Origin of the sequence: Demequina sp. NBRC 110054 (assembly GCF_002090115.1) — a bacterium.
Lineage (GTDB): Bacteria > Actinomycetota > Actinomycetes > Actinomycetales > Demequinaceae > Demequina.
Genome location: NZ_BBRK01000006.1, coordinates 271,591 through 297,433 on the forward strand (window position 1 = coordinate 271,591; position 25,843 = coordinate 297,433).

The 25,843-nt window shown below is 70.4% G+C and carries 25 protein-coding genes; 4 read left to right on the forward strand and 21 right to left on the reverse strand.

All coding sequences use genetic code 11. The features are described from left to right. Nucleotides 1-125: 125 nt before the first annotated feature. From B7K23_RS13930 to B7K23_RS15780, 3 genes are all read right to left on the reverse strand, one after another. Complete coding sequence (locus B7K23_RS13930) at nt 126-668, reverse strand: NYN domain-containing protein (protein ID WP_084127296.1); 543 nt, start codon at nt 666-668, stop codon at nt 126-128. Nucleotides 669-864: 196 nt separating this feature from the next. Next, nucleotides 865-2,079, reverse strand: coding sequence for a cobalamin-independent methionine synthase II family protein (locus B7K23_RS13935; RefSeq protein WP_084127297.1), 1,215 nt, complete (start codon nt 2,077-2,079; stop codon nt 865-867). Between the two features lie 258 nt (nt 2,080-2,337). Continuing rightward, a complete protein-coding gene (locus tag B7K23_RS15780; RefSeq protein WP_159451435.1) occupies nt 2,338-3,693 on the reverse strand; it encodes a hypothetical protein in 1,356 nt (451 codons plus the stop codon). Between the two features lie 215 nt (nt 3,694-3,908). On the opposite strand from B7K23_RS15780, the gene B7K23_RS13945 reads away from it, so the two are divergent. Both B7K23_RS13945 and B7K23_RS13950 read left to right on the forward strand, forming a co-directional pair. After that, nucleotides 3,909-5,093, forward strand: a complete 1,185-nt coding sequence (locus B7K23_RS13945) for an exonuclease SbcCD subunit D C-terminal domain-containing protein (RefSeq protein ID WP_084127298.1) — start codon at nt 3,909-3,911, stop codon at nt 5,091-5,093. Then, nucleotides 5,090-8,077: an AAA family ATPase gene (locus B7K23_RS13950; protein ID WP_084127299.1), complete on the forward strand. Its 2,988-nt coding sequence runs from the start codon at nt 5,090-5,092 to the stop codon at nt 8,075-8,077. The genes B7K23_RS13945 and B7K23_RS13950 overlap by 4 nt, the downstream gene beginning before the upstream one ends. On the opposite strand, the gene B7K23_RS13955 is transcribed toward B7K23_RS13950, so the two are convergent. From B7K23_RS13955 to B7K23_RS15565, 12 genes are all read right to left on the reverse strand, one after another. Next, the gene (locus B7K23_RS13955; protein ID WP_084127300.1) at nt 8,057-8,743 is read right to left on the reverse strand and encodes an energy-coupling factor ABC transporter permease; all 687 of its coding nucleotides are present in this window, start codon (nt 8,741-8,743) and stop codon (nt 8,057-8,059) included. The two genes, B7K23_RS13950 and B7K23_RS13955, sit on opposite strands and share 21 nt — an antisense overlap. 25 nt (nt 8,744-8,768) lie before the next feature. Next, nucleotides 8,769-9,587: a DUF6390 family protein gene (locus tag B7K23_RS13960; protein ID WP_084127301.1), complete on the reverse strand. Its 819-nt coding sequence runs from the start codon at nt 9,585-9,587 to the stop codon at nt 8,769-8,771. Nucleotide 9,588: 1 nt separating this feature from the next. Next, the gene (locus tag B7K23_RS13965) at nt 9,589-10,524 is read right to left on the reverse strand and encodes a DMT family transporter (protein ID WP_084127302.1); all 936 of its coding nucleotides are present in this window, start codon (nt 10,522-10,524) and stop codon (nt 9,589-9,591) included. Next, complete coding sequence (locus B7K23_RS13970) at nt 10,521-10,766, reverse strand: HypC/HybG/HupF family hydrogenase formation chaperone (protein WP_159451436.1); 246 nt, start codon at nt 10,764-10,766, stop codon at nt 10,521-10,523. The genes B7K23_RS13965 and B7K23_RS13970 overlap by 4 nt, the downstream gene beginning before the upstream one ends. Nucleotides 10,767-10,789: 23 nt before the next feature. Further along, nucleotides 10,790-11,314, reverse strand: a complete 525-nt coding sequence (locus B7K23_RS13975) for a hydrogenase maturation protease (protein ID WP_084127304.1) — start codon at nt 11,312-11,314, stop codon at nt 10,790-10,792. Beyond that, entirely contained in the window at nt 11,311-12,618 is a 1,308-nt protein-coding gene (locus B7K23_RS13980) for a Ni/Fe hydrogenase subunit alpha (RefSeq protein WP_084127305.1), read from the reverse strand. The genes B7K23_RS13975 and B7K23_RS13980 overlap by 4 nt, the downstream gene beginning before the upstream one ends. Beyond that, on the reverse strand, nt 12,615-13,517 hold the full coding sequence (locus B7K23_RS13985) for an oxidoreductase (protein WP_084127306.1): 903 nt from the start codon (nt 13,515-13,517) through the stop codon (nt 12,615-12,617). The genes B7K23_RS13980 and B7K23_RS13985 overlap by 4 nt, the downstream gene beginning before the upstream one ends. Nucleotide 13,518: 1 nt before the next feature. Beyond that, complete coding sequence (locus B7K23_RS13990; RefSeq protein ID WP_200809847.1) at nt 13,519-14,394, reverse strand: FAD/NAD(P)-binding protein; 876 nt, start codon at nt 14,392-14,394, stop codon at nt 13,519-13,521. A gap of 9 nt (nt 14,395-14,403) precedes the next feature. Continuing rightward, nucleotides 14,404-15,588, reverse strand: a complete 1,185-nt coding sequence (locus B7K23_RS13995; protein ID WP_084127307.1) for a 4Fe-4S dicluster domain-containing protein — start codon at nt 15,586-15,588, stop codon at nt 14,404-14,406. A 240-nt stretch (nt 15,589-15,828) separates the two neighbouring features. Then, nucleotides 15,829-16,578, reverse strand: coding sequence for a hypothetical protein (locus tag B7K23_RS14000; RefSeq protein WP_084127308.1), 750 nt, complete (start codon nt 16,576-16,578; stop codon nt 15,829-15,831). Nucleotides 16,579-16,716: 138 nt separating this feature from the next. Beyond that, nucleotides 16,717-17,487, reverse strand: coding sequence for a hypothetical protein (locus tag B7K23_RS14005; RefSeq protein WP_084127309.1), 771 nt, complete (start codon nt 17,485-17,487; stop codon nt 16,717-16,719). A gap of 188 nt (nt 17,488-17,675) precedes the next feature. Then, nucleotides 17,676-17,900: a HypC/HybG/HupF family hydrogenase formation chaperone gene (locus tag B7K23_RS15565; protein WP_143338310.1), complete on the reverse strand. Its 225-nt coding sequence runs from the start codon at nt 17,898-17,900 to the stop codon at nt 17,676-17,678. A 326-nt stretch (nt 17,901-18,226) separates the two neighbouring features. Here B7K23_RS15565 and B7K23_RS14015 point away from each other — a divergent pair, with 326 nt between their 5' ends. Beyond that, nucleotides 18,227-18,844, forward strand: a complete 618-nt coding sequence (locus B7K23_RS14015) for a hypothetical protein (RefSeq protein WP_084127311.1) — start codon at nt 18,227-18,229, stop codon at nt 18,842-18,844. 21 nt (nt 18,845-18,865) lie between these two features. Here B7K23_RS14015 and B7K23_RS14020 read toward each other — a convergent pair whose 3' ends face one another. The 4 genes from B7K23_RS14020 to B7K23_RS14035 form a co-directional block, all read right to left on the reverse strand. After that, entirely contained in the window at nt 18,866-19,141 is a 276-nt protein-coding gene (locus B7K23_RS14020) for a hypothetical protein (protein ID WP_084127312.1), read from the reverse strand. A 105-nt stretch (nt 19,142-19,246) separates the two neighbouring features. Further along, nucleotides 19,247-20,209, reverse strand: a complete 963-nt coding sequence (locus B7K23_RS14025) for a hypothetical protein (RefSeq protein ID WP_084127313.1) — start codon at nt 20,207-20,209, stop codon at nt 19,247-19,249. A gap of 54 nt (nt 20,210-20,263) precedes the next feature. Then, nucleotides 20,264-20,500 (reverse strand): hypothetical protein, encoded by a 237-nt coding sequence (locus B7K23_RS14030; protein ID WP_143338311.1) that lies wholly within the window; start codon nt 20,498-20,500, stop codon nt 20,264-20,266. A 109-nt stretch (nt 20,501-20,609) separates the two neighbouring features. After that, on the reverse strand, nt 20,610-22,481 hold the full coding sequence (locus B7K23_RS14035) for a DUF2075 domain-containing protein (RefSeq protein WP_084127315.1): 1,872 nt from the start codon (nt 22,479-22,481) through the stop codon (nt 20,610-20,612). 130 nt (nt 22,482-22,611) lie between these two features. Between B7K23_RS14035 and B7K23_RS14040 the strand changes: the two genes are divergently transcribed. After that, on the forward strand, nt 22,612-22,971 hold the full coding sequence (locus B7K23_RS14040) for a nucleotide pyrophosphohydrolase (protein WP_084127316.1): 360 nt from the start codon (nt 22,612-22,614) through the stop codon (nt 22,969-22,971). Nucleotides 22,972-23,209: 238 nt separating this feature from the next. Here the strand turns inward: B7K23_RS14040 and B7K23_RS14045 are convergent, their stop codons facing one another. Beyond that, complete coding sequence (locus B7K23_RS14045) at nt 23,210-23,710, reverse strand: HNH endonuclease (RefSeq protein ID WP_200809848.1); 501 nt, start codon at nt 23,708-23,710, stop codon at nt 23,210-23,212. Beyond that, nucleotides 23,710-25,815, reverse strand: coding sequence for a nuclease-related domain-containing DEAD/DEAH box helicase (locus B7K23_RS14050; RefSeq protein WP_084127317.1), 2,106 nt, complete (start codon nt 25,813-25,815; stop codon nt 23,710-23,712). The genes B7K23_RS14045 and B7K23_RS14050 overlap by 1 nt, the downstream gene beginning before the upstream one ends. Between the last annotated feature and the right edge of the window lie 28 nt (nt 25,816-25,843).

The window sequence follows — 25,843 nt, forward strand, 5'->3', positions numbered from 1 at the left end:
ACACCCCTCCCCCATAGCCGTGGCGGCGGGCGTTCCTTCTCCCCCTGGCCCGCCGCCTCACATCTACGCCCGGTGCACGCGTCACGGCGCGACGCGAGCACCGGGTGTTGCCATGTCCGGACCGCTCAGGCGGCGAGCGCGTGACCCGCGCGCGTGGCGCATCGTCCTCGCCCCATGCCGTCGGCGACCCGCACGTAGGCGCCCTCCCCCAGCCGATTCGCGGGCCTCTCGAGCCATACGACGTCGTCCGCGCCCGCGGTCAGCTCCGCCGACGCCGTGATCGGCATCGCCGCGACCGTGGTGCGCACGCCGGCCGCCCGCAGCCCCGCGACCGAAGCGACGAGCTCGTGGTCACCGCTCGCAATGACGACCTCCGCGAAGCGCGAGGCGACCCACTCCGCGTCCTCGACCTCATCGCACAGCGCTCGGTCGGCGCCCGACGCGCCCTCTCGCACGACGAGCCTCGCATGCGGGAACCGCGCGCTCGCCTCGAAGGCCCACGCCGGCGCCGAGGCGACGGTGAGCCGGTCGGTCTCGGGCCGATAGCCGAGCGCCTCGACGAGCCCCTCGCAGGCGGCGTCCCACGCCGCGTCGGAGGCGAGCTCGGGACTGCAGCCGAGCAGGTTCTCGATGTCCACGAGGATGTAGCGGGTGTCGATGGTGTGCATGGTCAGATCCCCCTCAGGATGCGCCGAGGCCCCCGATCGAGGGCCATGGCGACGACCGTAGAACGGGGGTCTGACACCCGACCCGGCCGGCGCATCGTCCGGAGAAGGCGAGAGCCCGGCCGGCGCATCGTCCGGGGACGACGAAGGCCCGGCCCCCGCGCGCTGCGGGAGCCGGGCCTTGGCGTCGGTGCGGGCGTCAGCCGTTCAGCAGGCCCTCGGCGCGGCGCGCTCCCTCGCCGAGCGACTCGAGCTTCGCCCACGCGATCTGGCCGTGGACGCGGCCGCCGAGGCCGCAGTCCGTCGCCGCGATGACGTTCTCCGGTCCGACGAGCTCGGCGAAGCGGAGGATGCGCTCGGCGACCAGGTCGGGGTGCTCGACGACGTTGGTCGAGTGGCCGACGATGCCGGGGACGATCTTCTTGCCCTCGGGGAGCTGGACGTCCTTCCAGACCTTCCACTCGTGCTCGTGACGCGCGTTCGCGGCCTCGAACGAGTACTCGCCCGCGTTCACCTCGAGCATCTTGTCCGCGATGTGCGCGAACTCGAGGTCCGTCGTGTGCGGACCGTGCCACGAGCCCCAGCACAGGTGCAGGCGCACCTTGTCCTCGGGCAGGCCCTCGATCGCGTGGTTGATCGCGTCGATGCGGGTCTGGATGAAGGCCCGGTAGTCGGCGACCGACGGCTCGGGGTTGATCTGGTCCCACGACTCGGCGAGCGAGGGGTCGTCGATCTGCAGGGTGAAGCCCGCGTCGACGATCGCCTTGTACTCCTCGCGGAGCACGTCGGCCCACGCCCAGATGTGCTCCTCCTCGGTCTTGTAGAACGAGTTGCCGATGCGCGCGGCGGAGCCGGGAGCGAGCGCGGTGATGAAGCCGTCCTCGAGGCCGTTGGCGTCGAGCGCCGAGCGCAGGTGACGGACGTCGGCCGACACCAGGTCGTGGCCGCGGTAGGTCAGCGGGCCGGAGGTCTCGGGCCAGTAGGGGACGTCGCCGAGCAGCACGCCCGACGTCGGGTCGAAGTAGGCCTCGGCGAACTTCGTCCAGTCGCGACGGTCGTTCATCGACGTGAGGCGCACGTTGCCGGGGCTCGAGCGGACCGGCTCGGGCATCGGGGCGTCCTTCGGCGGGAGCGACAGGCCCCCGGTGCGCTGGAACGAGTACGACCACCAGGCGCCGAAGTCGTGACCCGGCGACATCGCCTTGCCGAACTCGCCATCGCCGACGATGTCGATGCCGGCCTCGACCTGCTGCTTCACGACGTCCGTGACGGCCTCCTGCAGGAGGGACTCGAACTCGTCGTTGGTCTCAAAGGTGAAGCCGTCCTCGGACACGGGGCGCGCGGCGTTCGCCTCGGCGAGCTTCTTGGTGCGCGGCAGCGAGCCGGCGGTGGTGGTCTGGATGAGCTTGCTCATTGTTCTCCTCGGTGCGGCGACGGCTGAGCCCGGCATCGGGCGGCCGTCGACGCGGGGTCGACGGGCTGTCGCAGGCAACTTCCACTTCGCATTCCGGCTGGTCGAGCCGGGTGCGGCGGATCCGAGGCTTCGTTTGATGCGCTGCGTCGCCCATTGTGCACGATGCGCGCGCGAGCCTCAACGTCGGGCGTCGTCGGCGCGCCGCGGCGACCTCGGACATGCGACGGATCTGCCGTGGGTCAGCCTCGGCGCGCCCCGTCAGCCGACGTAGTTCGGGTTGGCCGCCACCGCGTCGGCGCTGTCAGCCGCGGGCAGCTGGTCCGAGGTCGGTTCCGTCGTCGAGTCGGGGTCCACGCCGCCACCTGTCGTGGTCGAGTCGCCGGTGGGAAGCGCGGATCCGGTGAGGCACGGGCAGGGCTCGGTCTCCGTGATCGTGACGGCCGGCTTCGCGGACTGGGTCAGCGTGAAGGTCACGGCAGGCTTGGACTCCGTCTCGGTGACCGTCACCGCAGGCTTGGACTCGGTCTCCGTGATGGTGACTGCCGGCTTGGATTCGATCTCGGTGATCGTCACCACGGCGTTCGGGCTCGCGACCACGGTCGCGGTGACGGTCACGACGGGCGCGGGCTCGGCGGTGACGGTCACCGCCGGCTTGGTGACGGTCTCCGTGGCGGTCACGGTATTCGTCGCCGTCTCGGTCACCGTCACGACGGGCGCGGGCGAGGCCGTCACCGTCACCGTCGGCGGCGTCGCAGTGACCGTCTCCGTCGCGGTCGCGGTGGCTGTCTTCGTCGCCGTCTCCGTGGCGGTCTCCGTCGCGGTGGCGGTCTGAGTCGCCGTCTCGGTCACCGTCACGACGGGCGCGGGCGAGGCAGACACCGTCACCGTCGGCGGCGTCGCGGTCACCGTCTCCGTCGCTGTAGCCGTCACAGTCTTTGTCGCGGTGGCCGTCGCGGTCTCCGTCGCCGTCTCCGTGGCGGTCGCCGTCTCGGTCGCCGTCTCGGTAGCCGTGGCGGTGGCCGTCTCGGTGGCCTTCTCCGTCACCGTCTCCGTTGCCGTTGCGGTCGCCGTCTCAGTGGCGGTCTCGGTCGCGGTGACGGTGGCCGTCGCGGTGGCAGTTGCCGTCTCGGTCGCGGTCGCCGTCGCGGTGACCGTCGCGGTCGCGGTGACGGTCACGGTGACGGTCGGGGTCTGCTCGGGCGAGCTCGCACCGCCGCACCAGATGCCGTCGTATACCGACGGGAACTCGACCTCGTCGACGTAGTTGCCCTCGGAGTCCAGCTCGACGAAGGTCGCGTCGACCGTGTAGTCATACCCCTCGTCAGGCAGGTCGGCCGCGGGGATGAACACATGCATCCCCATGAGGTCGCCGTCGGTGTCGACCATGTCGAAGGTCATCGGTACACCGTCGGAGCCGACGACCGTCGCGTGGAGCACCCAGTAGCCCGGGGTCGGGTCCTCGTTGTAGGTCACGTCGAGGTGGTAGTCGGTGCCGCAGGCCGCATTGACGTTGACGTTCGGAGCCTGCACGGTGTCGACCGTCGCGGCGACGGCGATGGGCGCGATGAGGAGCGCGGCGGCTGCGCCAGCCGCAACGAGCACCTTGCGACGCATGCGTTCACCCCCTGGATCGTCACGCTTGTGTGCGAGATACGGACCCTTGAAGGGGTCCCTCCTCCCACTGACGTCACTTACGTCACTTATGTCACCAATTTCGATGGTCACTCCGTTTGTCCAACTTCGCAAACGCTGAGCGGTACGCCGTGCCAGTGAGCCGACGCTCTCCGCGCCTGCCCGCGCATGTCAGGGCTCCCGGATAGCCTCGGGCCATGCGAGTGATCCACACGTCGGACTGGCACCTCGGACGCACCTTCCACGGGCACAGCACGGATGCGCATCTCGAGCTCGTCCTGTCGGCCCTGGTCGCCCAGGTGACGGAGCACGGCGTGGACGCGGTCGTCGTCGCCGGAGACGTGTTCGACTCCTCCACTCCCAAGGCGGAGGCGTTCACGATGCTCAACCGCGTGATCGCGGAGATCCGTGCCGCGGGCGCCGAGGTCGTGCTCACGTCGGGCAATCACGACGGGCCCGCGCGCCTGGGCCACATGGCCGGATTCGCGGCCTTCGGCGGCGTCCACATCCGCACCGACCTCGCGAGGCTCGCGGAGCCGGTGCTGCTCGAGGATGCGCACGGCCCGGTAGCGATCTACGGCCTGCCGTACATCCACCCCGAGTTCCTGCGCGCCACGTTCGCCGACTTCACGGGATCCACGCACGAGCACGCGCTCTCGTTCGCGATGGGCCTGGTCAGGGACGATGCGACGGCCAGGCGGGCCGGCTCCCCCACCTTGCGCACGGTGGTCGCGAGCCACTGCTTCGCCGCCGGAGTGGAGGCGACGACGGAGGACTCCGGGCGGACCGAGGAGCGCGACATCACGCGCGGAGGCCTGAACCTCGTGCCGATCGAGGTCTTCGCCGGTGTCGACTATGTCGCCCTGGGGCACATCCACGGCCGCCAGACGCTGAGCGAGAGCGTCCGCTACAGCGGCGCCCCCCTGCGGTTCAGCTTCGGCGAGCGCTCGAGCGCCAAGGGTGTCTGGCTCGTGGAACTGGACCAGGCAGGCCTCGCGTTGGTCGAGTGGCTCGAGCTGCCCACTCCACGCGCGGCGGTCAGGATCGAGGGCACCCTCGACGAGCTCCTGACCGAGGACGCCCATCCCGAGGCCGTCGACGCCTGGGTCGAGGCGATCCTCACGGACGACCAACTCCCCCGCGAGGCGATGCGGAGGCTTCAGACGCGCTACCCGCACGCGGTGACCCTGGCGCATCGTCCCGCAACGAGGCATGACCATGGCGAGGCGACGTATGCGACGCGAGTCGAGGGCAAGTCGGACTCCCTGGTGATCGATGAGTTCCTCGCGTTCGTGCGCAACGGTCAGGGCCCGACGGCGGAGGAGACCGCCCTGCTGCACGAGGCTCTCGAGGCGATCGACGCCAAGGAGTCGCTCCGATGAGGATCCTCAGCCTCGAGGCGGAGGGCTTCGGGCCCTTCCGCGCGCGCCAGACGATCGACTTCACGCAGTTCGACGCCGAGGGGCTGTTCGTCATCTCGGGCCGCACGGGCGCGGGCAAGAGCACGATCCTCGACGCCATCTGCTTCGCGCTGTACGACAAGGTGCCGCGCTATGAGGGCACGGACAAGTCCGTCCGCTCCGACTTCTGCGGACCCGACGAGCCGACGACGGTGACGCTCGAGTACGAGCTGCACGGGCAGCGCTACAGGGTCGTGCGCTCGCCCGCCTACGAGCGCACCAAGCGCCGCGGCGACGGCGTGACCACGGAGAAGGCGACCGCCTCGCTCTACCGGGTGGGCGAGGGCGAACCGGAACCGATCGCGACGATGCCGCGCGAGGTCGCGGAGCACGTCGCGACCACGGTCCCGCTCACGAGCGACCAGTTCCTCCAGGTGATCCTGCTCGCGCAGGGCCGGTTCGCGGAGTTCCTCAAGGCGGACACGCAGGAGCGCCGCAAGCTGCTGCGCTCCCTGTTCGGCACCCAGCGTTTCGAGGACCTCGAGGCGAGGATGCGCGAGCGCGCGAAGGAGGCGTCCAGGAAGGTCGAGTCGGCCGACGCGGGCCTCGCCTCGCTCGCCGCGCGTGCGGCGGCCCTCGTGGGGCTCGAGACGCCCGCCGCCTCGGACCGCGAGCAGTTCCTGTCGGTGCAGTCCGACGCGCTGACCGAGGCCGCGCGCCTCGCCGGCGAGACCCGGTCCGCGGCGGTCGATGCGGCCGAGTCGGCGACCGCGGCACTGTCGAAGGCACGGTCGGACGAGGAGGCACGCGTGCGCCTGAACCGCGCACGCGACACGCAGGCCGAGCTCGAGACGGACGCCGAGGCCCAGGCGGAGCGTGAGGCACGGCTCGCTCTCGCGCGCCGCGCGGTCCCCGTCGCCGGACCCCGCAGGACGCTGCTGGAGGCCGAGCGCGAGGAGTCGTCGGCGCGGGCCGCACTCGCCACAGTCCTGGCCGCCGCGGAATCGGATCCGAGCCGTGCGCTCGCGTGGCCCGAGGGACACCTGGCCGAGGCGGCGCCGGAGGCCCTCGACGGACGCGCGAGCGCGCTGACCGCAGAGAGGGGCTCGCTCAAGGACGCGCTCGAGTCCGAACGCGCGCTGCCGCGCCTCGCGGCCGCATCCGAGGCCTGCGCCACGGCGGTCGTCGCCGCCGCCGCAGCGCAGGTCGCGACGCAGGAAGGGCTCGACGCGCTGCCCGCGCAGGAGCAGTCGCTGCGCGCAGACCTGGAGATCGCGACGACGGCCGCGGCGCGAGCCGACGACCTAGAGGCCGAGGTGGTGCGCGCGACCGCCGCCGTCGCGGCGCACACGCTCGTGTCGCGGCTCGAGGAGCGGGCGGGACCGATCCGTCTGCGCGAGGCCGAAGCGGCCGACACCTCCGCGGAGCGCCACGAACACCACGCGGCGCTCGTGCGCAGGCGCCTCGCCTCGCAGTCGGCGCACCTCGCCGAGGCGCTCGTGGACGGCGAGTCGTGCCCCGTGTGCGGCTCGCTCGATCACCCCTCGCCCGCCCAGCCGACGGACGACCACGTCACGGACGAGGAGGTGGACGCCGCCTACGAGGCCGCGCAGGCCGCCGCGACCGCCCTCGAGGGCGCCCGCGCGGAACGGGTCGAGCACGACAAGAGGATCGCCGCCGCCGCGCAGTCCGCGGGCGAGGGCAGCGCTGAAGATGCCGCAGAGGCGCTCGAGGCCGCACAGACGGCACGGGACGCCGCGCTCGAGGCGACCGCCGAGCGCGACCGCCTGCGTGCCGCGCTCGAGTCGCTCGAGACGGTCAGGGTCGGGCTCGCGGAAGAGCTGGCCGCGCACGCGAACGCGCTGACCGAGGCCCGCGAGGCGCAGACCCGTGCCGACGCCGCTCTAGACGCGGCGCGCGCACACGCGGCCGACCGACCCGACGGCTACGACAGCGTCGCCGCGTACGCGTCGGCGCTCGACCGAGCGGTCGCGCTGCTCGAGCGCGTCGGGACCGCGATGCAGTCCGCCGTCTCGTCGCGTGAGGCGGTAGCGAAGGCGCAGGGAGCGCTCGAGACGGAGCTCGCCGCGGCAGGGTTCGACTCGGTCGAGGCGGCCTCCGACGCCGAATTGCCCCGGGACTCGCTCGGCGAGCTCGAGCACGCCGTCACGACGCACCGGGAGCGGCTCGCGTCCGCGAGGGCGGTCGTCGCGGAACTGTCCGATCGCGAGCTGCCGGAGGACGCGGCGGACCTCGACGCCCTCGCGGCGACAGAGGCCGCGGCCGTGCTCGCGCGCGACGCCGCGGTAGAGGAGGCCACCGCGTCGCGGGACCGCGCGCAGCAGTTCGAGAGCCTGCGCGCGGAGTACGAGGAGCTGGGCCGGTCGAGCGTCGCCGCGCGCGCCGAGCGCGACACGATCGCCACTCTCGCGGACGCGCTCGAGGGCAAGCCTCCGAACGACCGGCGCCTGCGGCTCGAGTCATTCGTGCTCGCGTCGAAGCTCGAACGGATCGTCGCCGCCGCGAACGCGCGGCTCCTCGTGATGTCGTCCGGTCAGTACCGCCTCGCGCTCGACGACTCCGCGCAGTACCGCAACAAGGAGGCGGGCCTCGCACTGTCGATCGAGGACGCGCACACCGGCCGCACGCGCGCGACGCAGTCGCTGTCGGGAGGCGAGACGTTCCTCGCGTCGCTGTCGCTCGCGCTCGGGCTCGCCGAGACGGTCTCGGCCGAGGCCGGAGGCATCCAGCTCGACACGCTGTTCATCGATGAGGGCTTCGGCTCGCTCGACGAGGAGACCCTCGAGGTCGCGATGGCGACGCTCGAGGACCTGCGCGACCAGGGCCGCACCGTCGGGCTCATCTCCCACGTCGAGACGATGAAGGAGGCGATCCCGGCGAAGCTCGACGTGGTCAAGTCCGCGGACGGCTCCAGCCGGGTGCTGTCACGCCCGCGAGGCGAGTGACTCCTCGACGATCGAGCCGACGCGGCGGGCCCGCAGCGCCCTCGTCACCGCCACGCCCGCGGCGACGATCAATGCGGACGCGGCGGCTTCGAGCAGCCCCCACGCGGCGTGCGGCGCCACGACCTCGCGCAGCACGATCCCGGTGACGCCGCCGACGATCGACAGCACCGCCAGGGTCAGCGCCGACGCCATCACGCTCACCCACGCCCCCGCCGCTGCCGCGGGCACGCGCCACCACGACGTCGCATCGTCCGCGCCTGGTCCGCGCCGTCGGGCGACCATCGTCAGCACCGCGCGATAGACGCCCCAGCCGGCGAGCACGCCGGCCGCCCCCATCACGACGAAGTTCACCCCGAGCGCCGCGACGCCGCCGTCGCCCCAGGCGAGGGCCTCAAGCGCGAGCGCGACCGCCATCGTGAGCATCGCCATCCACGGGCCGAGCGCCGCGGCGAGCAGCGTGCCGCCGATGACGTGCGCGGAGTACGGACCGTAGAGCGGCACATCGGCCAGATGGGCGACGAGCACGAGGCCCGCTCCCCCGGCGGCCAAGCCCCAGCGGACGTCGCCGCGTCTGAGCTCTCGGGCCGACCAGGCGATCGCTCCGACCGACACGGCACTCGCGACGCTCAGCGTCACCGGGTCCAGGACTCCATCCGGCATGTGCATGACTCTCTCCTCTCTGGCGGGCGCCTCACGCGAGCACCGCGGCGGGTGCCGAGTAGGCGCACGAATCGACCGCCGCCAGCTCGTGGGCGGTGGACTGTCGCAGGTCTCGCAGGTCGGCGGGCGCGAGCCTGTCGCACACCCAGTCCCAGTGCAGGGACACCCAGTCGCCGACCGCGAACGGCCGGGCGAGCGCGTGCTCGCCGCGCCGCATGCGCATGGGCTCGAGGCGAGGCGCGCCGAGCGTGAGGCGTCGGCCGTCCCACGCGAGCCGAGGGATGAGGACGTCGGCGGTGTCGCCTCGGAGTTCGACCACCCGCCCCCAGCTGATGCGGCAGCGGTCGAGCACCTCCAGCGGAGCCTCGCCCGCGCCACCGCGGAGCAGCCCGACCCAGGGGTAGACGCCGAACACGTGGAAGCTGTGATGCGGGGTGGCGCCGTGGCCGACCGCCGCCGCGAGCCGCTCGAAGTCGATCCGCGTGAGCCGCGGCCGGAAACGCACCTCGAGAGAGTCGGCGAAGGCACGCCCGCCGCAGCGCGCGAGCGCGCGGCCGCCGAGCCAGTAGGTGCGCACCACGACCGGGTCGAGCGGCGCGCGGCCGAGGCACTGGCCGAGGTGCTCGAGGTAGGGCCAGGCCCCCTCGAAGCCGCGCGCGACCTCCTCGAGCGCGCGGCCGGACGCTCCGACGCTGACACGCTCGAGCAGCTCGCCGGCGCGGTCGGGTCCGCAGTACCCGCGCTCGTTGGGCGGGAAGGCGTAGCGGCCGAACAGGACCGCGCCGTCTGCCTCGGTGTCGTAGGCGGCGGGCGTGGCCTGCGGTGCGGGCCTGCGCGCGACGGCGGTCATGTCATGCGTGCGCTCCCTGGGTCTCGGCGTCCGCGGGACTCTGGGGGCGCGGCGCTCCCCAGATGAGCGCGGCGCCGGTAAGGATCGCGGCGAGCCACGGCGCCTGCGGGGCGAGCACCGCGCCGTCGAGGATCGTGGCGAGCAGCGCGGTGACGAGCGCGCCGAGGACCAGCACGGCGGTGACGTCGATCGCAGGAGCGCGCATGAGCGCCTGGTGCCACGTGAGGACGTAGCCGGCGAGCAGCAGCCCGGTGGCGAGCACCCACCCCCACTGCTCCGCGGTGCTCGGCATGACCGTCGCGAGCGAGCCGGTCGCGACGGCCCACGCGAGGAGCGCGGCCGAGCCGCCCGCCATGCGCACGAGGGAGACCGTCCACGGGGTCACGTCCGCGAGCAGCCGCTTGGCGACGACGACCTCGACGGCCCACAGCAGGGTCGCCGCGCCGACCAGCATGGTCCCGGTGTCGGCGAGGAGCCCGAGGGGTCCCGCGAGCCCGACCTGGCCGACCACAAGCAGCGCGATCGCGGCGAGATGCCACGCGGTGAAGCGCTCCTTGAGCAGCGGCACCGCGAGCAGGGCGACCCCCACGATGAGCATCTTGTGAAGGAACGACGCCTGCGTGGACTCCGTCGTCACGAGCCCGCGGAAGAACAGCACGAAGGGCACCGCGCCGCCGAGCACGGCGACGTACGCGAGGCCCCACCACTGGAGGGCGCGCGCGGGTCGGGTGACGGAGACCGCGTCGGGGCCCGCCGCGCGCCGCGCGACGAGGAACACCACGGCGATGATCAGTGCCGCCATCGCGTTCTTCGCGGTCGTGTACGCCGCAGGATCTCCATACGCCGCCACACCGTGGGAGTTCAGGAAGATCGCGACGCCCGAAATGCAGGCGGTGACTGCCGCGAGCGTGAGGCCGCGGCTGCGAGTGGGATTCATGATCGCGCCTCCCGGGGATCGAGCGCGGGCACCGCATGCGGGCGCCCCCGCGGCGGCGCCGGCTCCGCCGCGCGAATGGCCAGGGCATCGAGTGCCTCGGCCTCCGACAGAGTACCCAGGACGAATCCGGAGTGGACGATCACCCAGTCCCCGCTGTGGAGAGGCACCTCGCCCGGCGTCAGGTTCGCGGCGTCGAAGGCGCGCCCCTCGGCCTCGACGACGACGGCGCCCCCGGCGCGCACCGCGACGACCTGACCGATCGACCCTAGGCACATGTCCCGGCCTCCGTGTCCTTGAGCTCGCCCACGGCCCGCGCGAGCGTCGCGATCACCGTGGCGACCGCATCGTCCACGCACGCGACGACCGCGTCCGACATCGGACCGTGGTCGAAGGTCTCCGCTTCGATGCCAACGATCGCGAGCTGCTCCGGCAGCGTGCCGAGCGTGCGCGACAGCTCGACCGCGCCCGCGACGCCGAACGCGTGGCTCCCGCCCCGGCCGGCGGCGGTGAAGGCGTGCGTCGGCAGTGTCTCCGCATCGCGGCCCGCCTTCCTCACGGTGAGAGTGCCGGGGTCGGCGCCCGTGAGGACCGCGTCGATGAGCACCGCGACGCGGTACCCGTCCCAGGCCTGGACCAGGGCGGTGGGGTCCTCCCGCGTGAGGACCGTGACGCTGTCGCCCGCGAGCTCGCGCACCCGCGCGGCGACGACCGGTCCGACGGCGTCGTCGCCCCGATCGGGCTGTCCGAGCCCGATCACGAGCATGCCCTCGTCGGCGGTCGCGGCGCTCATGAGCGCTTCACCCGCAGATCCAGGAAGTGCGTGGCGCACGAGATGCAGGGGTCGTAGTTGCGGATGGCCTCCTCGCAGCGATGCGTGAGCATGTGGTCGTCGAGGTCCACCCACTGCTGCGCGGCGAGCCGCAGGTCGGCCTCGATGCTGGCCTGGTTCTGCGACGTGGGCGGGACGATCTGCGCGTCCTCGATCACCCCATCAGCGTCGATGCAGTAGCGGTGCCAGATGGTGCCGCGGGGCGCCTCGGACGCGCCGACGCCCTCTCCCGCGCGGGGTGCGATCGGCACCGACGGTGCGTGCCCGTCGCGCCACAGATCGATGATCCGCACGGCCTCCTCGAACGCGTACGCGAGCTCGACGGTCCGCACGATGATCGACTTGAACGGGTTGCGGCACGTCTCGGTGAGGCCCGCCTTCACGGCGGCCTCCTGGCAGCGCGGCGACAGTTGGTCGAAGTTGTTGCTGTAGCGCGCGAGGGGGCCAACAAAGTACGTGCCGCCGTCGAAGCGGGCATGCAGCGCGTTGGAGTGCGCGACGTGGAACTCCTCGATGTGCTGCGGGATCTCCGCCACGGGGAAGCGCACGCCGTTGGTCGCGACGATCTCGTTGCCGCGCTCGAGCGGGTACCAGTCGGGGTGGCGCAGCGACACGTAGGTGTAGTCCTGCTCCATCTCGGGGAAGTCGAAGCCGGCGACGAGCTCGACGGCCGCGAGCGCATCCTCGATTCCCCGCTCGAGGTCGGGGCGGAGGTCCTCGAGCTCTGCGACGGTCGGCATCCGGTAGAAGCCGCCGACCTTCACGTTGACGGGGTGGATCGCGCGGCCGCCGACGAGCTCCATGAGGTCGTTGCCAGCCTTCTTCAGCCGCAGCGCCATCTTCACGACGTCGGGGTAGGTCTTGGCCATCTCGAGGACGGACTCGTAGCCGAGGAAGTCGGGCGCGTGGAGCATGAAGATGTGCAGCGCGTGCGACTCGATCCACTCGCCGCAGTACAGGAGCCGCCGCATGAGCTGGATCTCGGGGGTCGTGACGATGCCGCAGATGTTCTCCATCGCCTCGGTCGAGGCGCTCTGGTACGCGACCGGGCAGATGCCGCAGATGCGCGCGGTGATGTCGGGCGGCTCGGTGTACGTGCGGCCGCGCAGGAAGCCCTCGTAGAAGCGCGGCGGCTCGAAGATGTTGAGCTTCACGTCGACGACCTGGCGGTCCTTGATCTCGATGTGCATCCCGCCCTCGCCCTCGACGCGCGCGAGCATGCCGACGTTGAGGACCTGGCCGCCGTCCTTGAGCTGGTGGGTCATGGCACGCCTCCCTGCTCGGGCGCCCGGTCGACGGTGGAGCGCACGGTCGCGCCGACCTCGACCGCGTCGGAGGCCGCGGCGAACGCGGGGGCGCCGGCGTTGAAGGTGCGGTACACCCGGACGATGTCGTCGCTGGGCATCCCCAGCTCCACCAGCTGCCGCGTGAGCGACTCGGTATTCGCGCTGTCCTGCGGGCCGAAGCACCCGTAGCAGCCGCGCCCGTACGACGGGCACAGCGCGCCGCACCCCGCCTGCGTGACCGGGCCCAGGCACGGCTGGCCGGTCGCGACGGGCACGCACACGTTGCCCTTGAGCTTGCACTCGACGCACACCGAGTACGTCGCAATGCGAGGCTTGCGGCCGTTGAGGAACGCGGCGAGCACCTCGATCAGCTGCTTCTTGTCCACGGGGCAGCCGCGCAGCTCGTAGTCGACGTCCACGTGGCTCGCGATCGGCGTCGAGGTATCGAGCGTCTTCAGGTACTCCGGGTGGGCGTACACGACCGAGCGGTACTCGTCGACGTCCGCCCAGTTGCGCAGGGCCTGGATGCCTCCCGCGGTCGCGCATGCGCCGATCGTCACGAGCACCCCGGACTGGGCACGGATCTCGTGGATGCGCCGCACGTCGTCGGGAGTCGTGATCGACCCCTCGACCAGGCTTAGCTCGTACGGCCCCTCCACGACGGCCCTCGTGGCCTCCGGGAAGTACGCGATGTGGACGGCCTCGGCGATGCTGAGCAGCTCGTCCTCGCAGTTGAGCAGGCTGAGCTGGCAGCCGTCGCACGACGCGAACTTCCATACGGCCAGCTTGGGCCGGGACGATGCGGCGGCCGCCTCGTCGTGTTCGTGGGAGTGGGCGTGTGGTTCGGTGACGCCGTGGGGTTCGGGCGCGGTGGTCATGTCACAGCTCCCTCACGCTCATGAGCGGCTCGAGTCGCGGGTAGTCAAGCACGGGACCGTCGACGCAGATGAAGAGATCCCGCAGCTGGCAGTGGCCGCACAACCCGATGCCGCACTTCATGGAGCGCTCCATCGACAGCCGGATGTGGGACGCGGGGACGCCGCGGCCCGCGAGCGCGGACGCGGCGGAGCGCATCATCACCTCGGGACCGCACACGAACGCCCACGAGGCGCGCGGGTTGAAGCCGGCGCGCGCGATGAGCTCGGTGACGAAGCCGACCTTGCCTGTGTAGCCGTACGGCGCGTTGTCGACCGCCATCTGCACGTTGACGTCGTTCAGGTCGGCCCAGCGGTGCATCTCGTGGCCGAAGAGGATGTCGTCGGGGGTGCGGGAGCCGTAGAGCAGCAGCACCTTGCCGTAGCGGTCGCGCTCGCGGAGCACGTCGAGGATGGCAGGCCGCAGCGGAGCCAGCCCGATGCCGCCGGTGACGAAGACGACGTCCCCGCCCGCCGCATCGTCCACGTCCCACGAGGTCCCGAAGGGGCCCCTGACCCCGATCTCCGTGCCGGGGCTCGCGTGGACGAGCGCGTGCGTGACGGCGCCGACGTCGCGGATGGTGTGCTCGAGCGGTGCGCCTCCCTCCGCGAGCGCCGCGGCGGGGTCGCCCGAGATGGAGATGGGCACCTCCCCCACCCCGAAGGAGTGGAGCATCGTGAACTGGCCCGCGCGGAAGGCAAGCGGTTCGCCGTCGACGGGGTCGAGCAGCAGGGTGAAGGTGTCGCGCGTGTCCTGGCGGACGCGGCTGATCGCGAAGCGGCGCGGCACCATCGGGTCGCCCGCGTCGGCGATCCGTGGCTCGGCTGCTGCCGTGCTCATGCCCGCTCCCTAGGTGGTGGCGGCTGGGGCGGGAAGGCCGCTCATGCGCGCGAGCGCGGCGGCCTCCTCGGTGATGTCGATGCCCGCAGGGCACCACGTGATGCAGCGGCCGCATCCGACGCAGCCGAGCATGCCGAACTGGTCCTCCCACGACGACAGCTTGTGGGTGATCCATTGGCGGTAGCGGGCCTTCGTGGACTCACGGGTGGGTCCGCCGTGGATGTAGCTGAAGCTCTCGGAGAAGCACGAGTCCCACACGCGGTGGCGCTCGGCGCTGTCGCCGGCGAGGTCGGAGACGTCTTGCACGGTCGTGCAGAAGCACGTGGGGCACACGAGCGTGCAGTTGGTGCACGCGAGGCACCTGCTCGCGACGTCCTCCCAGCGGGACGACTCGGCCGAGGCGCGCAGCACGTCGTGGACGGTCGTCGTGTCGATCGCGCGGGACTGCCGCGCGGCGGCGTCGTCGGTCACGGCGATCGCGTCGTCCCTGTCGGCGCTGTGCCCGATCGAGGATCCGATCTCGTCCGCGACCTCCCTGCCCCGGTCCGTGCCGATCTCCATCACGAAGTGGTGGTCGCCCGCGGCGAGGATCTCGGTGAGGAGCAGGTCGTACGACGGCTCGCCGGTCTCGCGGCTGGTCGCGGAGGGGCGAGGCCCGGTGCCCATCGACGCGCAGAAGCAGCTCGCGGCCGGATCCGAGCACGCCACGGCGACGACGAACGCGCCGTCGCGGCGGCCCACATAGTGAGCGTCGACGTGGGCACGGTCCGCGAGCACCTTGTCCTGGATCTGGACGGCGCGCAGGTCGCAGGACCTCACGCCCAGGAGCGCGATCGGGGCGGCGTCAGGGGTGTCGCGCTCCACTGTGAATTGACCACCGGAGAAACGACCACCATCGTCGTGGTCGCGCCGCCCCCGCCACACGACCTCCTCGGCTGGGAAGAACACGGGCTTCGAGGACTGGGCCGGCGCGGCGAAGCCGAAGTACGCCTCGTCGTCGCGCGGGCGGAGCCGGTACGTCTTGGCGTCCTGAGAGTCACCCATGCCCCGCGGCAGGTCGGAGACAGCGCGGATCTCGCCGGTGACGATCGCATCGCCCCGGAGGGTCGGCCCGACGACTCGGAAGCCACGCGCGCGCAGCTCACCGACAAGGGCGTCGAGGCCGGATGGCTGAAGGATCCTGATGTCGTCCATGACATGCCTCTTCTGCGAGGCTAGAACTGCCGCTATTCGACACCCGGGACCAAGGTCCGGGTGGGGTGCGTCTCTCCTGGAAGGGACCTCTCTAGGAATCGAGAATTCTCGCGCCGAGGCTCGCCTCGGGGACTCGACCCAAGCCCCGTGCCGCCCCGCGAGAACGGCGTACCCCCTGCACGAATGTGGGCGCGCGGGCCAACTCCCCTCAGCCTGCTGGCCCGCGCGCCGACCCCCCGTCTAGAAGTCCTGGGCGGCGTCCCCCTCGAGCGCGCGCTCGAGGTCGAGCGCCTCCTCGAGACGACGGCCGATCGCGACCGACAGGTCCGCGGTGCGGGTGTAGTCGAGCGGCGCGCCGACCATCGCGAGGAGCGCCGCGTGACTGAGGCTCGTGAGCGCGCGGTCCAGGTCGCCGGCCGAGAGCAGCGCCGAGCCGTTGACCGCCGCGAGAGTCGCCCGCATGTACTGCCACGACACCGCGGGCAGCGGGAAGGTGCGGGCGAACAGTTCGCCGGGCTCGGTGTCCTCCAGGCTGAGCCGCTCGAAGTCGGGCCGGTGGGCGTGCGCGGTCGGCTGGGCCGCGCCATCCGACCTCGTCGACGTGTCGCGGAACAACTCGCACGGCGCGCAGCCCGCGCGGTTCGCGCGCTCGTCGAGCATCGCGATCGCCGGCGACAAGATCGAGATCGCAAGCATCGGGTCGCCGAGGTCCTCGAGCCGGGACGCGCAGCGCGCGGCGGCCGCTCCGTAGTGGAGCGCATCGCAGTTGCTCAGGTCCTCGAGCCCCTCGATCGAGGCGAGCGTCTCCGCGCATTCGGCGAGGAGCGCGAGCTCGGCCTCGAACCAGCCATCCTCAGCGTCCGCCCCGGCCTCGAACGCTCTCGCGATGAGCGCCTGGGCCAGGCCGAGCTTCGTGTAGGCGTCGGACGGCTTCTCGTCGAGCGCGGCGCGCCAGGCCCCTGGACTGATCAAACCCCTGGTGTACTGCATGCGAAAACTCCCCCAGAATTGACGCCGCTCCCCCGAGGCGTCCCTGGGTGCCAAACTAAAGGCTTCGTGTGACGAAGGCCACACCTCAGGGCAAAATCACCCGGAAATTGGGTGACATGTCCATCAATGTCCGATTCTCTAGCGGCTGGTCGCGCGCCCGTGAGGCGCGCTTGGCGCAAGAAGCTGCTCGAGTCGGCGGCCGATCGTGGCCGACAGGCTGACGGTGCGCGCGTAGTCATAGGGCGCGCCAGCGAAGCACGTGAGCATCGCGTCGCTGTGGACGGCGATCGCCTTCTCGGTCTCGCCGACGGCGGCGAGACCGCAGCCCATCGCGACGCCGACGGAGGCCCGCAGGTAGTGCCACGACACAGGCGGAAGCGGCCACGGCGTCGAGAAGACGGAACCGGGCGCGACGTCCTCGGGGCTGTACGGCGTGAAGGACTGGAACTTCTGCGAGGCCTCGGAGCGGCGGGCGGAGGCCGCGAGCGCGCGACCCTTCGCCTCGCTTGCGTCGTTGGCCTCGGAGGTCCCGGGCAGCTGAGGCTTGGCCTGCGGCGTCGGGATGCCCGCGAGATCCGGGCGCGAGTCCAGCACGTGGGCCGCGGGAGCAAGGACACCGAGCGCGAGGCGCGGACGGCCCGCGGTGACGAGCCCGCTCGCGCAGCCCGCCGCGGTGCCGGCGAACAGGAGCGCCTCGGGATCGGTCAGCGCCTCGAGGTCGTCGATCGCGCACAGGGTGAAGGCGCACTCGGCGAGCAGGTCGGCCCCGTCACCGCCCGAGCACGTGGCGCGGATCGAATGCGAGACCAGGGCGCGCGCGAGACCCAGCTTGAGTGCCGCATCGTCCTGGTGGTCGGCCACGGCCTTGCGCCAGAGATCCAGGCTGCTCGCGTCTCCGCCGATCTGCATTCTTCCGCCCCCAGTCCTCGCACTTCGTGCAATCTCGCACCCAGTGCAACTTCAACTGTGGTGAACTATACGGCGCACGTGTGACATCTGTCACACACCACGCTAGGCCTCGCCAACACTCGGGGCCACCGGGACACGCCGATGCCCGGACGCGAGCGCGCCCGGGGCATCGACATGCACTGCCGGTGTCAGGCAGTGATCTCGGTCTTGTGCTGCGCCTGGAGCTCCTTGACCTCCTTGTCGGTGAGGCGCTCGAGCGCGAAGCCCGCGCGGACGATGACCCAGTCCCCCGGCGTGATGTCGTCGTCGGAGACGGTCATCTCGAGCACCTCCTGACGCTCGCTGCCGATCTCGACGATGGCGCGGCCGTTGCGGTGGACCTCGACGACCTTGGCGATCTTTCCAGCGGTCACGGCATTCCCCTTCCGTAGGTGTGCGCGAGCCCGGCGCCCGCGCACTTCGTGTGGCGCGTGGCGGCACGGCAGCGCTGGCCGTGCCCCCGGGGAAGGGAAGGGTGCAGTCGCCTGTGACGTGCCTCCACCACAGACGCTAGGACCGTGTTTGACGGTCGTCAAGTGCCGGCTAGCCCTGAGTGCTTCGCGACTGCCGCATCGTCCCTTTTGCAGGGGCGACGCACCCGAACCGGAGGTATCCTGAAGGGGCAGTCTCAGACGCAGAGAGCCCCTTCCGCCCGTGGACCCGGACACCTCCGGACCGTGGCTAGAGGAGGAGGTGCGTCATGGCTGAGGGAAGGACGGCGACGCCCATCGTCGCCGCAGGAATCTGCATCCTCGCACTCGCGGGATGCAGCTCCGGATCAGCGGATCTGGAGGAGGAGCTCGCGCAGGTCACCTCAGAGAGAGACGCGCTGCAGGCCGAGCTCGACACGATCGACGCGCGGCATGACCTTGTCGTCGAGAAGAAGGCCGAGCTCGAGGAGATCCTGACCGACCACACGTCCTACGGAACGCCCGCGCAGGTGGCAGACCTGCTCGGGACGTTCGCCACCGAGGACGCCGTCATGGACGACGACGTCTACGGCGCCGTCGACTACCGCGACGCCTGGTACTACACGCTCTACCAGGACGCCACGTCCGAGGTGGAGTCCATTCACCAGTGGGTCGACGCGGACGGGTCCGAGGCAGGAACGCTCTGGATCTGGCGCGGCACCAACGGCATCGGCAATCCGTTCGAGCTCATCGGCATCTCCGTCGACTCGTACAACGACGAGGGGCTCATCACCAACGAATGGGTCGCGTATCCCTACGACGACGAGTACGTCCTTGAGGCGCTCGACGGAGCCGGGACCGCGACCGACATCTACGGGGAGCTCTGGGACGACGCGGCCGAGCAGTGACCCCAGCCCGCGACAGGCGGCTCAGCCGCGCGCGGCGCGGACCTCGAGCGCGGCGAGAGTCGCGTACGCGATCGAGCGATGGGTCGCCTCGGCGGCGACCTGCGCGCGCGTCTTCTTCTTGCCGAGCAAGGTCACGGACGCGTGCACGCCGCGGTCGGTCGGGACGTCGAGGATCTCAGTGTCGGCCAGAGTCGCCATGTAGGCCCTCTCCTCGCGGTAGTCGTGGTGGTCGGCGAAGACGGGCTCGGGGCCGTGGAAGTACACGACCCCTGCCGTGGATGCGTTATCGACCGCCATGACCGCCTCCTTGACACTGACTGCCTCAAGGGTACTGCGTGGGGTGTGACATGTTCCACACTCTGCGGAGGGGTCGGGTGCACGCCTTTCGGGCGCCGGCTCCGATCAGATGTCGAGGATCGAGTTCTTGGCCTGCGCGAACTCGTCGTCGGTGAGCAGCCGCTCGTAACGCAGAGCGTCGAGCTGCCGGATGCGGTCGGCGGCGGGCTGGCTCGTGTTCGCGAGGATCGAGTCGACCATCTCGCGGATGTCGGACCGCGTGACGGGCTTGCCGGCGCGGCTGGACAGGTGCGCGGTGAGCCGGCCGAGTAGGGCGCGCGCCTCGTTGGCCTGATCCGGGTGGATCGGCGTGCTGAGGGACCAGTCGGCGCTCGCGAGCTGGAACTGCGCGGTGCGCATATCGTTCTCGCGCTGGCTGACCTTCTTGCGGCCGTCGCGGTCCTTGATGATCGTGCTCATCTGGATGGCGCCGCCGGTGAAGACGTCGCCGTGCGTGGCGGCGTCGAAGTTGTGGGCCCTCTGCCCCAGCACGACGTAGTCGCGGAAGATCTCGACGGAGCCGCCCTCGAGCGAGGCGACGTAGCCAAGGCGCTCGGAGCCGATGCTGGACGAGTCGAAGCCGATGCGCGCGATCTCCGCCTCTCGCACGGCAGCCGCGTCCTCAGGCGCGAACTGGCGGACCGTCGCGTCGAGGTTGCGGTAGGCGACGAGGGCGGGCCCGCCTGCGGTGGCCGCCGCGAGTGCGGCCGAGGCCTGCTCGATGCTCGCCGCGGGGACTGCAGCGGGATTCTGCCCACCGGCGGGCTGGCGACGCTTCGCCTTGGTGCCGTCGCCGGGACCTCGCAGCAGGTAGATGCCGGCACCGAGGCATGCGCCGCCGACCACGATCATCACCAGCGGGTTCGACGCGGGCTCGCCCGAGATCAGGTCGACGAGCGAGTACAGCGCCGACAGGAGGCTCAGCCCCCCGAAGATCGAGAGCCCTATCCCCCACGGCTTGTTCTGCTTGGGCGCCGCGAAGGGACGACGCGTCGGCTGGCTGGGCTGTGCTGGTCCGGTTCCATTCACGGGCACCACCCTAGGGAAGGCGCGCCTGAGTGCCAATGGTGGGGTGTGGGTTGTTCATGAGGTGTCGAGGACGTGGCGCGAGACGGCGACGACGTCGTAGGCCTCGTCGACAGGGACGATGCGGTTGGCTGCGATCTCGGTCGAGAGCTTCGCGAGTCGGCGGGCATGGCGACGGCGGGAGAACCTGCCGAAGCAGCCTTCTCGGTTCTCCGCCGCGGCTAGAAGTGCGCGCCAGAGGTCGCGCGCGATCTCCGAATCGCGGGGATGCTCCGAGTGCGCAGTCTCCAACACAGCGATGGCCGCCTCGTACGAGCGGGCCGCAGCGCAGGCACGATGAGTTGGACGATGCCATGACCACGTTTCCGGAGCCGCGAAGCGAGACGACCACATGGCGGTTGGTCTACTCGAGGAGCCCTCGCAGGAACTCCTGCGTCCCCTCGTCGGTCGAGTAGAGGACCGTGCCGACCATGCCGCGCGTGAGCAGGACCTTGTAGACGTTGCGCACGTTCCGGTCAAACGCCTCGTCGCTGACCTGCTTGCGGCTCTTGAATGCGGGGTCCCTGTTGAACTCTCGACGGCTCACGAACCGCCCCTCCCGCACGACGAGGTCGGGGCCGATGATCAGCCCGTTCCAGTCGTACTCGAATCCCTGCGCGGTGTAGACGCAGCCGACCTGGCCGAAGCCGCCAGGCTCGGTTGCCCACAGCGCGGAGGGCGGGATGGTGCCGAGCTTGCGGGTCGCCTTGGAATTCCATGGGCGACGCCACTCGCCAACAACGACGTCCGGCACAAGCGCCCCATCCTTCGCGTCGGACCACGGCCAGCAGAAGCCAGCCGTCATCCGGGCCGAATAGCCCTGCGACTGCTTCTCCTGTAGACGCCTTTCGAGGTCGAACACCGAGTCGGCGACCTCGACGGAGAACGTCTCCTCGTCATTCCAACCGACGGGCCTGTCGCCAGCGAGGCCGAGCAGCCGCAGCACCCAGTCGATGTAGGCCGCGCTCCCTCCTGAGCGGTACTGCGCGTTGAGATCGATCTGTCGAACGGCCAGGCCACGTGCGGCAGCGTGTGCGCGGATGTCAACCACGGTGCCGAGCTCGCCAGGCTTCACCACCTGATGCTCGTCGAGCAGGAACACGGGCACGCGCGCGGCGTCAAGGAGCTCCTCCACCTGGGGTCGGGCGCGTTCCGCGAGCGCACGGGGCGTGTACCGGTCGACCGACTTCTCGCGGATGCGGTGAGCCTCGTCCAGCACGAGCACATCGAGACCGTTGCGTTCGGCCTCCATGAAGCTGTTGAAGTACTTGAACAGGCTCTGCGTCGAGGTCGAACCCTTGCCAGCGACTTTGCGCAGCGTCTGGGTGAACGACCTCGATCCGGTCGCGTGCAGCGCGGTACGGCCCTGGCGGGCGAGCTCACCGAGCAGCGACAGCGCGATCACGCTCTTGCCCGAGCCGGGTCCGCCGCTGACGATCACGACCTCCTTCGAGTCGGAGGCACGGGCGGACTCGACGGCGCGCATCACCAGTTCGTAGGCGACGCGCTGCTCGTCGAGGAGCACGAACTGCTCGCGGTCACGGATCTCTGCGGCGGCGACTTTGAGCAACTGCTTCGACGGTGCGACCGCGGAAGCGAGGAACTCGTCTGCAGCACCCGCTCCGCTATGGGGAGCGAGTCGACTCTTGAGGAAGTCCACGAACTCCCCACGCCGCTGACCGGTGAACATCCGGCCCTCCTCGGACGGGGCGACGGCCCACAGATCGGCGACCCCGGCATCGTCAGCGTTGTGAAGGTAGGCGACGCCGACGAGCGCGCCCGGACGAGACGCGAGCGCGCGGAGGAAATCGCGGTAGTAGCGCGCGTACTCCCCGACCTGGAGAGATGGGTGTAGCACTGGGTTGTAGGCCACGCCCTCGACCTCGACAAGGTTCTCGGCGTCCTCGTGACGCTTCGCCTTGCTCCATTGCTTCAGTTCGACAACAACGTACGAGCTCTCGCCCGTCGCCGGGTGGATACCCGCCAGGACGACGTCGGCGCGTTTGCTCGTCAGAGGCAGCCGGTGCTCGAGCAGCACCTCGACGTCGCCGAGGCCCGCATCGTCCAGGACGTGAGCGAGATGCGGGATGCTGTTCCGCCACGATGCTCGCTCGTTGGCGCTCGGCGCACCGAGACCGTGGAACACGAGCATGTCTGCGAGCGCCTCCTCCACGATGGAGAAGTCACCTGCCGCGGCGGCGGCGAGCGACCTGGCACTGTGGCGAACGACCTGCATGAGACTCCTGGGCAGCGAGATGCTGCGCGGGAGGCATATCCGCAGGTGCGAAAGCCTGTCATTGCGCTTGTGAGAATGACACTAGCGCTTCGTCTGGGCTCGGATAGGTTTCGCGTGGGAGAGTCGTCGCATGTCTTCTTCGACCGACTCGATCTCCGGACTCACCGTTGACATCAGGGCATTCGCCCAGGAGCGCGACTGGGAGCAGTTCCATGACCCCAAGTCGCTACTGCTCGCTCTCGTGGGCGAGGTCGGCGAGCTGGCTGAGCTGTTCCAGTGGGTTCCCGCGGGCGATGCTGTGGCTGCCTTCTCCTCAGCCGAGCGTCAGCAGCGGGCAGGAGAGGAGATCAGCGACGTTCTGATCTACCTGTTGCGGCTTGCCGACGTGCTGGGGGTCGACGTGGGTGCCGCCGCGAGCGCGAAGCTCGCCGACTCAAGGGAGCGGTTCGTCGCTCACGACGTGCGTGGCACGGCGCCTGAAAAGAGGTAGGGCAGTCGTGAGCCGGCGCGGGGACTTCGCTACTCGCCAACAAGGACGCCTTGGTTGCGAGGCCCGCTGAGTCTGTCGGGATTCGCGACGGCTTCGACCGGCTGGCCCCGTGGGAACTCGTTGCTCGTCGGCCGTCCGCGTCTTGCCGGCCCCTACCACGCAGCGCAACGGCACCCCAGTGATCCGCGAAGGCTTCAGCGACGGACTCGAGCGAGCGACTTGGCATTGCGGTGGCCAGCTACGTGCGATGTCTCCCTTCCCGGCCGCGCGCCTGCACATCGAAATCGGACATCACGGCGAGCACGCGGACGTCCTCGCCTTCGGGGAAGTAGCTCCGCCGGCGCTTCTCCAACCCGAGGACGTACCACCACTGGGGATCCCGGTTGCCCTTGCTTCGGTTGCATCGCATGCACAGTGCCTGGCCATTGCTGATGACAGTCGGCCCGCCCTTCGAGTGCGGGAAGACGTGGTCGGCCTCGACCGCACGACTGCTGCATCGTCCCCAGGCGAGCAGCAGCGAGCCTTCGCATCGTCCGCTCGCCCGCTCCAGGATCCTGTCACAAGCCCCGTGCTTGAATCCGCGCCACGGATCGCGCTTCGACGAATTCGGCCCACGGCCTAGCATCGGAAAGCGAAGCACGGCGACGATAGCGAGCAGCGGTATGAGCCACGGCAGTAGAGGCTGAACGCCCGTCCATACGCCAGTCACGAACGGCCCGACAACACCTACCTCGCCCATCACCGCGCCACGACCCCGACCCAGAGGCCATCCCGTGCCCGGGTCAAAGCCACGTACAGTTCCCGCCTGGCGAGCTCCCACGCCTCGCGCGCAGCAGCATCGTCCTCGGACGGAGGCTCGCCCTCGAGCAGAGACAGCCTCACCGAAGCGACGAGCACCTGCTTGAACTCGAGCCCCTTGGCACGCTTGATGGTGCCGACTCGGACCGCATCCACCGCTGATCCGGCGTATTCCTTGAGATCCACCGTTGGGATGCCGACGCCCGCGAGCGCCTTGTGCGCTGCCGCGACGGAGCGACTCGATGCGCACAGCACTCCGACGTCCCCGAGCGATGTGCCGATATCGCGCACCGCCTGCTGGACCCGGGCGACGAGCATCCTGTCGTGCTCGCGCCAGGTCGCGCACCTCACCACCTCAGGCTCTGGACCGGATCTCGCGGTGGACTTGGGGCGCTCACCGCGAGCGATCTCGCCTTCGATGTCTGCGTACCCGGCCCCTGCGACGAGCCCGTGCGCAAAGTCGAGGATCTCCTCGGTGTTGCGATAGTTGATGTCGAGCACCACGCCTCGCGAGGCGACAGAGAGCCCGGCCTCTGCAAGGGTGTAGCCACCCGGATAGATGCTCTGCTGGCCGTCGCCGATGAGCGTGAAGCCGTCGGGACCGTCGCCCACGAGCGAGTGCAGCATCCGCACCATCGCGCAGCTGAGGTCCTGCGCCTCGTCGACGATCACGGCCGCGTAACCGCCGTCCAGGGGCTCGCGTCGCAGCTCGGCGTCGGCGAGCAGGATCACGTCCGCGAAGTCATGCACACGCTGGCGCCGCAGGTTGCGGTCGTAGTCCAGGTACAGGACCCACACGGCCCGACGCTGATCAAGCCCCAGACGATGCTGCCGCCCGGTGCGAGACAGCTCAGCGTAGGTGTCGAAGTCGGAGATGCCTCGCCCCTTGATGACGTAGTCGATCTCCTCCCTCCAATACCGCTCGGATAGCCCCTTGCGCCTCAGTGGGCTGTCTTTGGGGACCGCATTCCACGCTGCGGCGAAGCCGCCATCCGCCGCAGAACTGTCGAGCCTGCGACGCACTCCTCGGTCGTCGAGCACAGACGACGCGAACTGATGCACTCCCATGAAGTCGACGCGGTCCACCACATCGGGCGCCATACGGCCGAGCAGGGTCTTCAACACTGAAGGAAGAGTCCGCACGTACGTCGTGACGAGCACACGCCCCGGCCTGGTCCGCGCCAGATACGCGGCACGATGCAGCCCCACCACAGTCTTGCCGGTCCCGGCCGCGCCACGGATGCGGGAGGGCCCGTTGAAGGAACGACGCACAAGCTTCGCCTGCTCGGGGTGGAGGAAGGTCATCCACTCCTCCACAGGCTGCGCCATGATCCCCTCGAGCAGCGCCGCCTCAACCTCTGAGGCCGAGAAGAGCGCGTCGGTCTCGTCGACCACACGCTCGTCCGCCTGCGCAGCCAGCACGGGGACCTCGACAGATACAGGCGGGGCCGTCTGCACAGGCGCGGACACAGGAGGGAAGAACTGCCGGCACCGCGCGTCGACCTCGTCCACCTGGGTCACGGTGAGCCTCTCGCCCTTGGACGCGATGTGACGCAGCAGGTCCTTCTCCCCGACCACCTCCACGGGTCCGACCCGCGCGTTGATTCCCTGCCGGCCAGCGAGGACGACCACGGCGTGCACCTCGCCCGGTGCGAGTCCGATAGACGCGAGGTCTTCCTCCGCGCGGTCGCATAGGTCGGCGAGGTTCATCAGATCCTCAGTGACGTCCTCGTCTCCACGAAAGATGCGCTGGTCAACGATCGAGACGTCCTTCCAAGCCTTCGTATCGATGATGAAGACGCCGGGCTTGCCGACCATGATCAGGTCGACCTGCGCCCGACGCGACCCAGGCCAACGGCGGTCGTGGAGGAACCGTGCCTCGTAGACACTCAGCGGCGCAAGCAGCCGCGCGATCCGATGCTCGGTCACACCCGCAACCTCGTAGCGCCCAGCCGCAGCTCGCGCGTCAGCCGCCGCAGCCTCGTGGGCAGCCGCGAGTGCGAGCTGTCGCTCGGCCTCCGTCTTTGCAGAACTACCAGCGGTCATGTGTCCCCCTCGGGTGAAGACTAGCGAT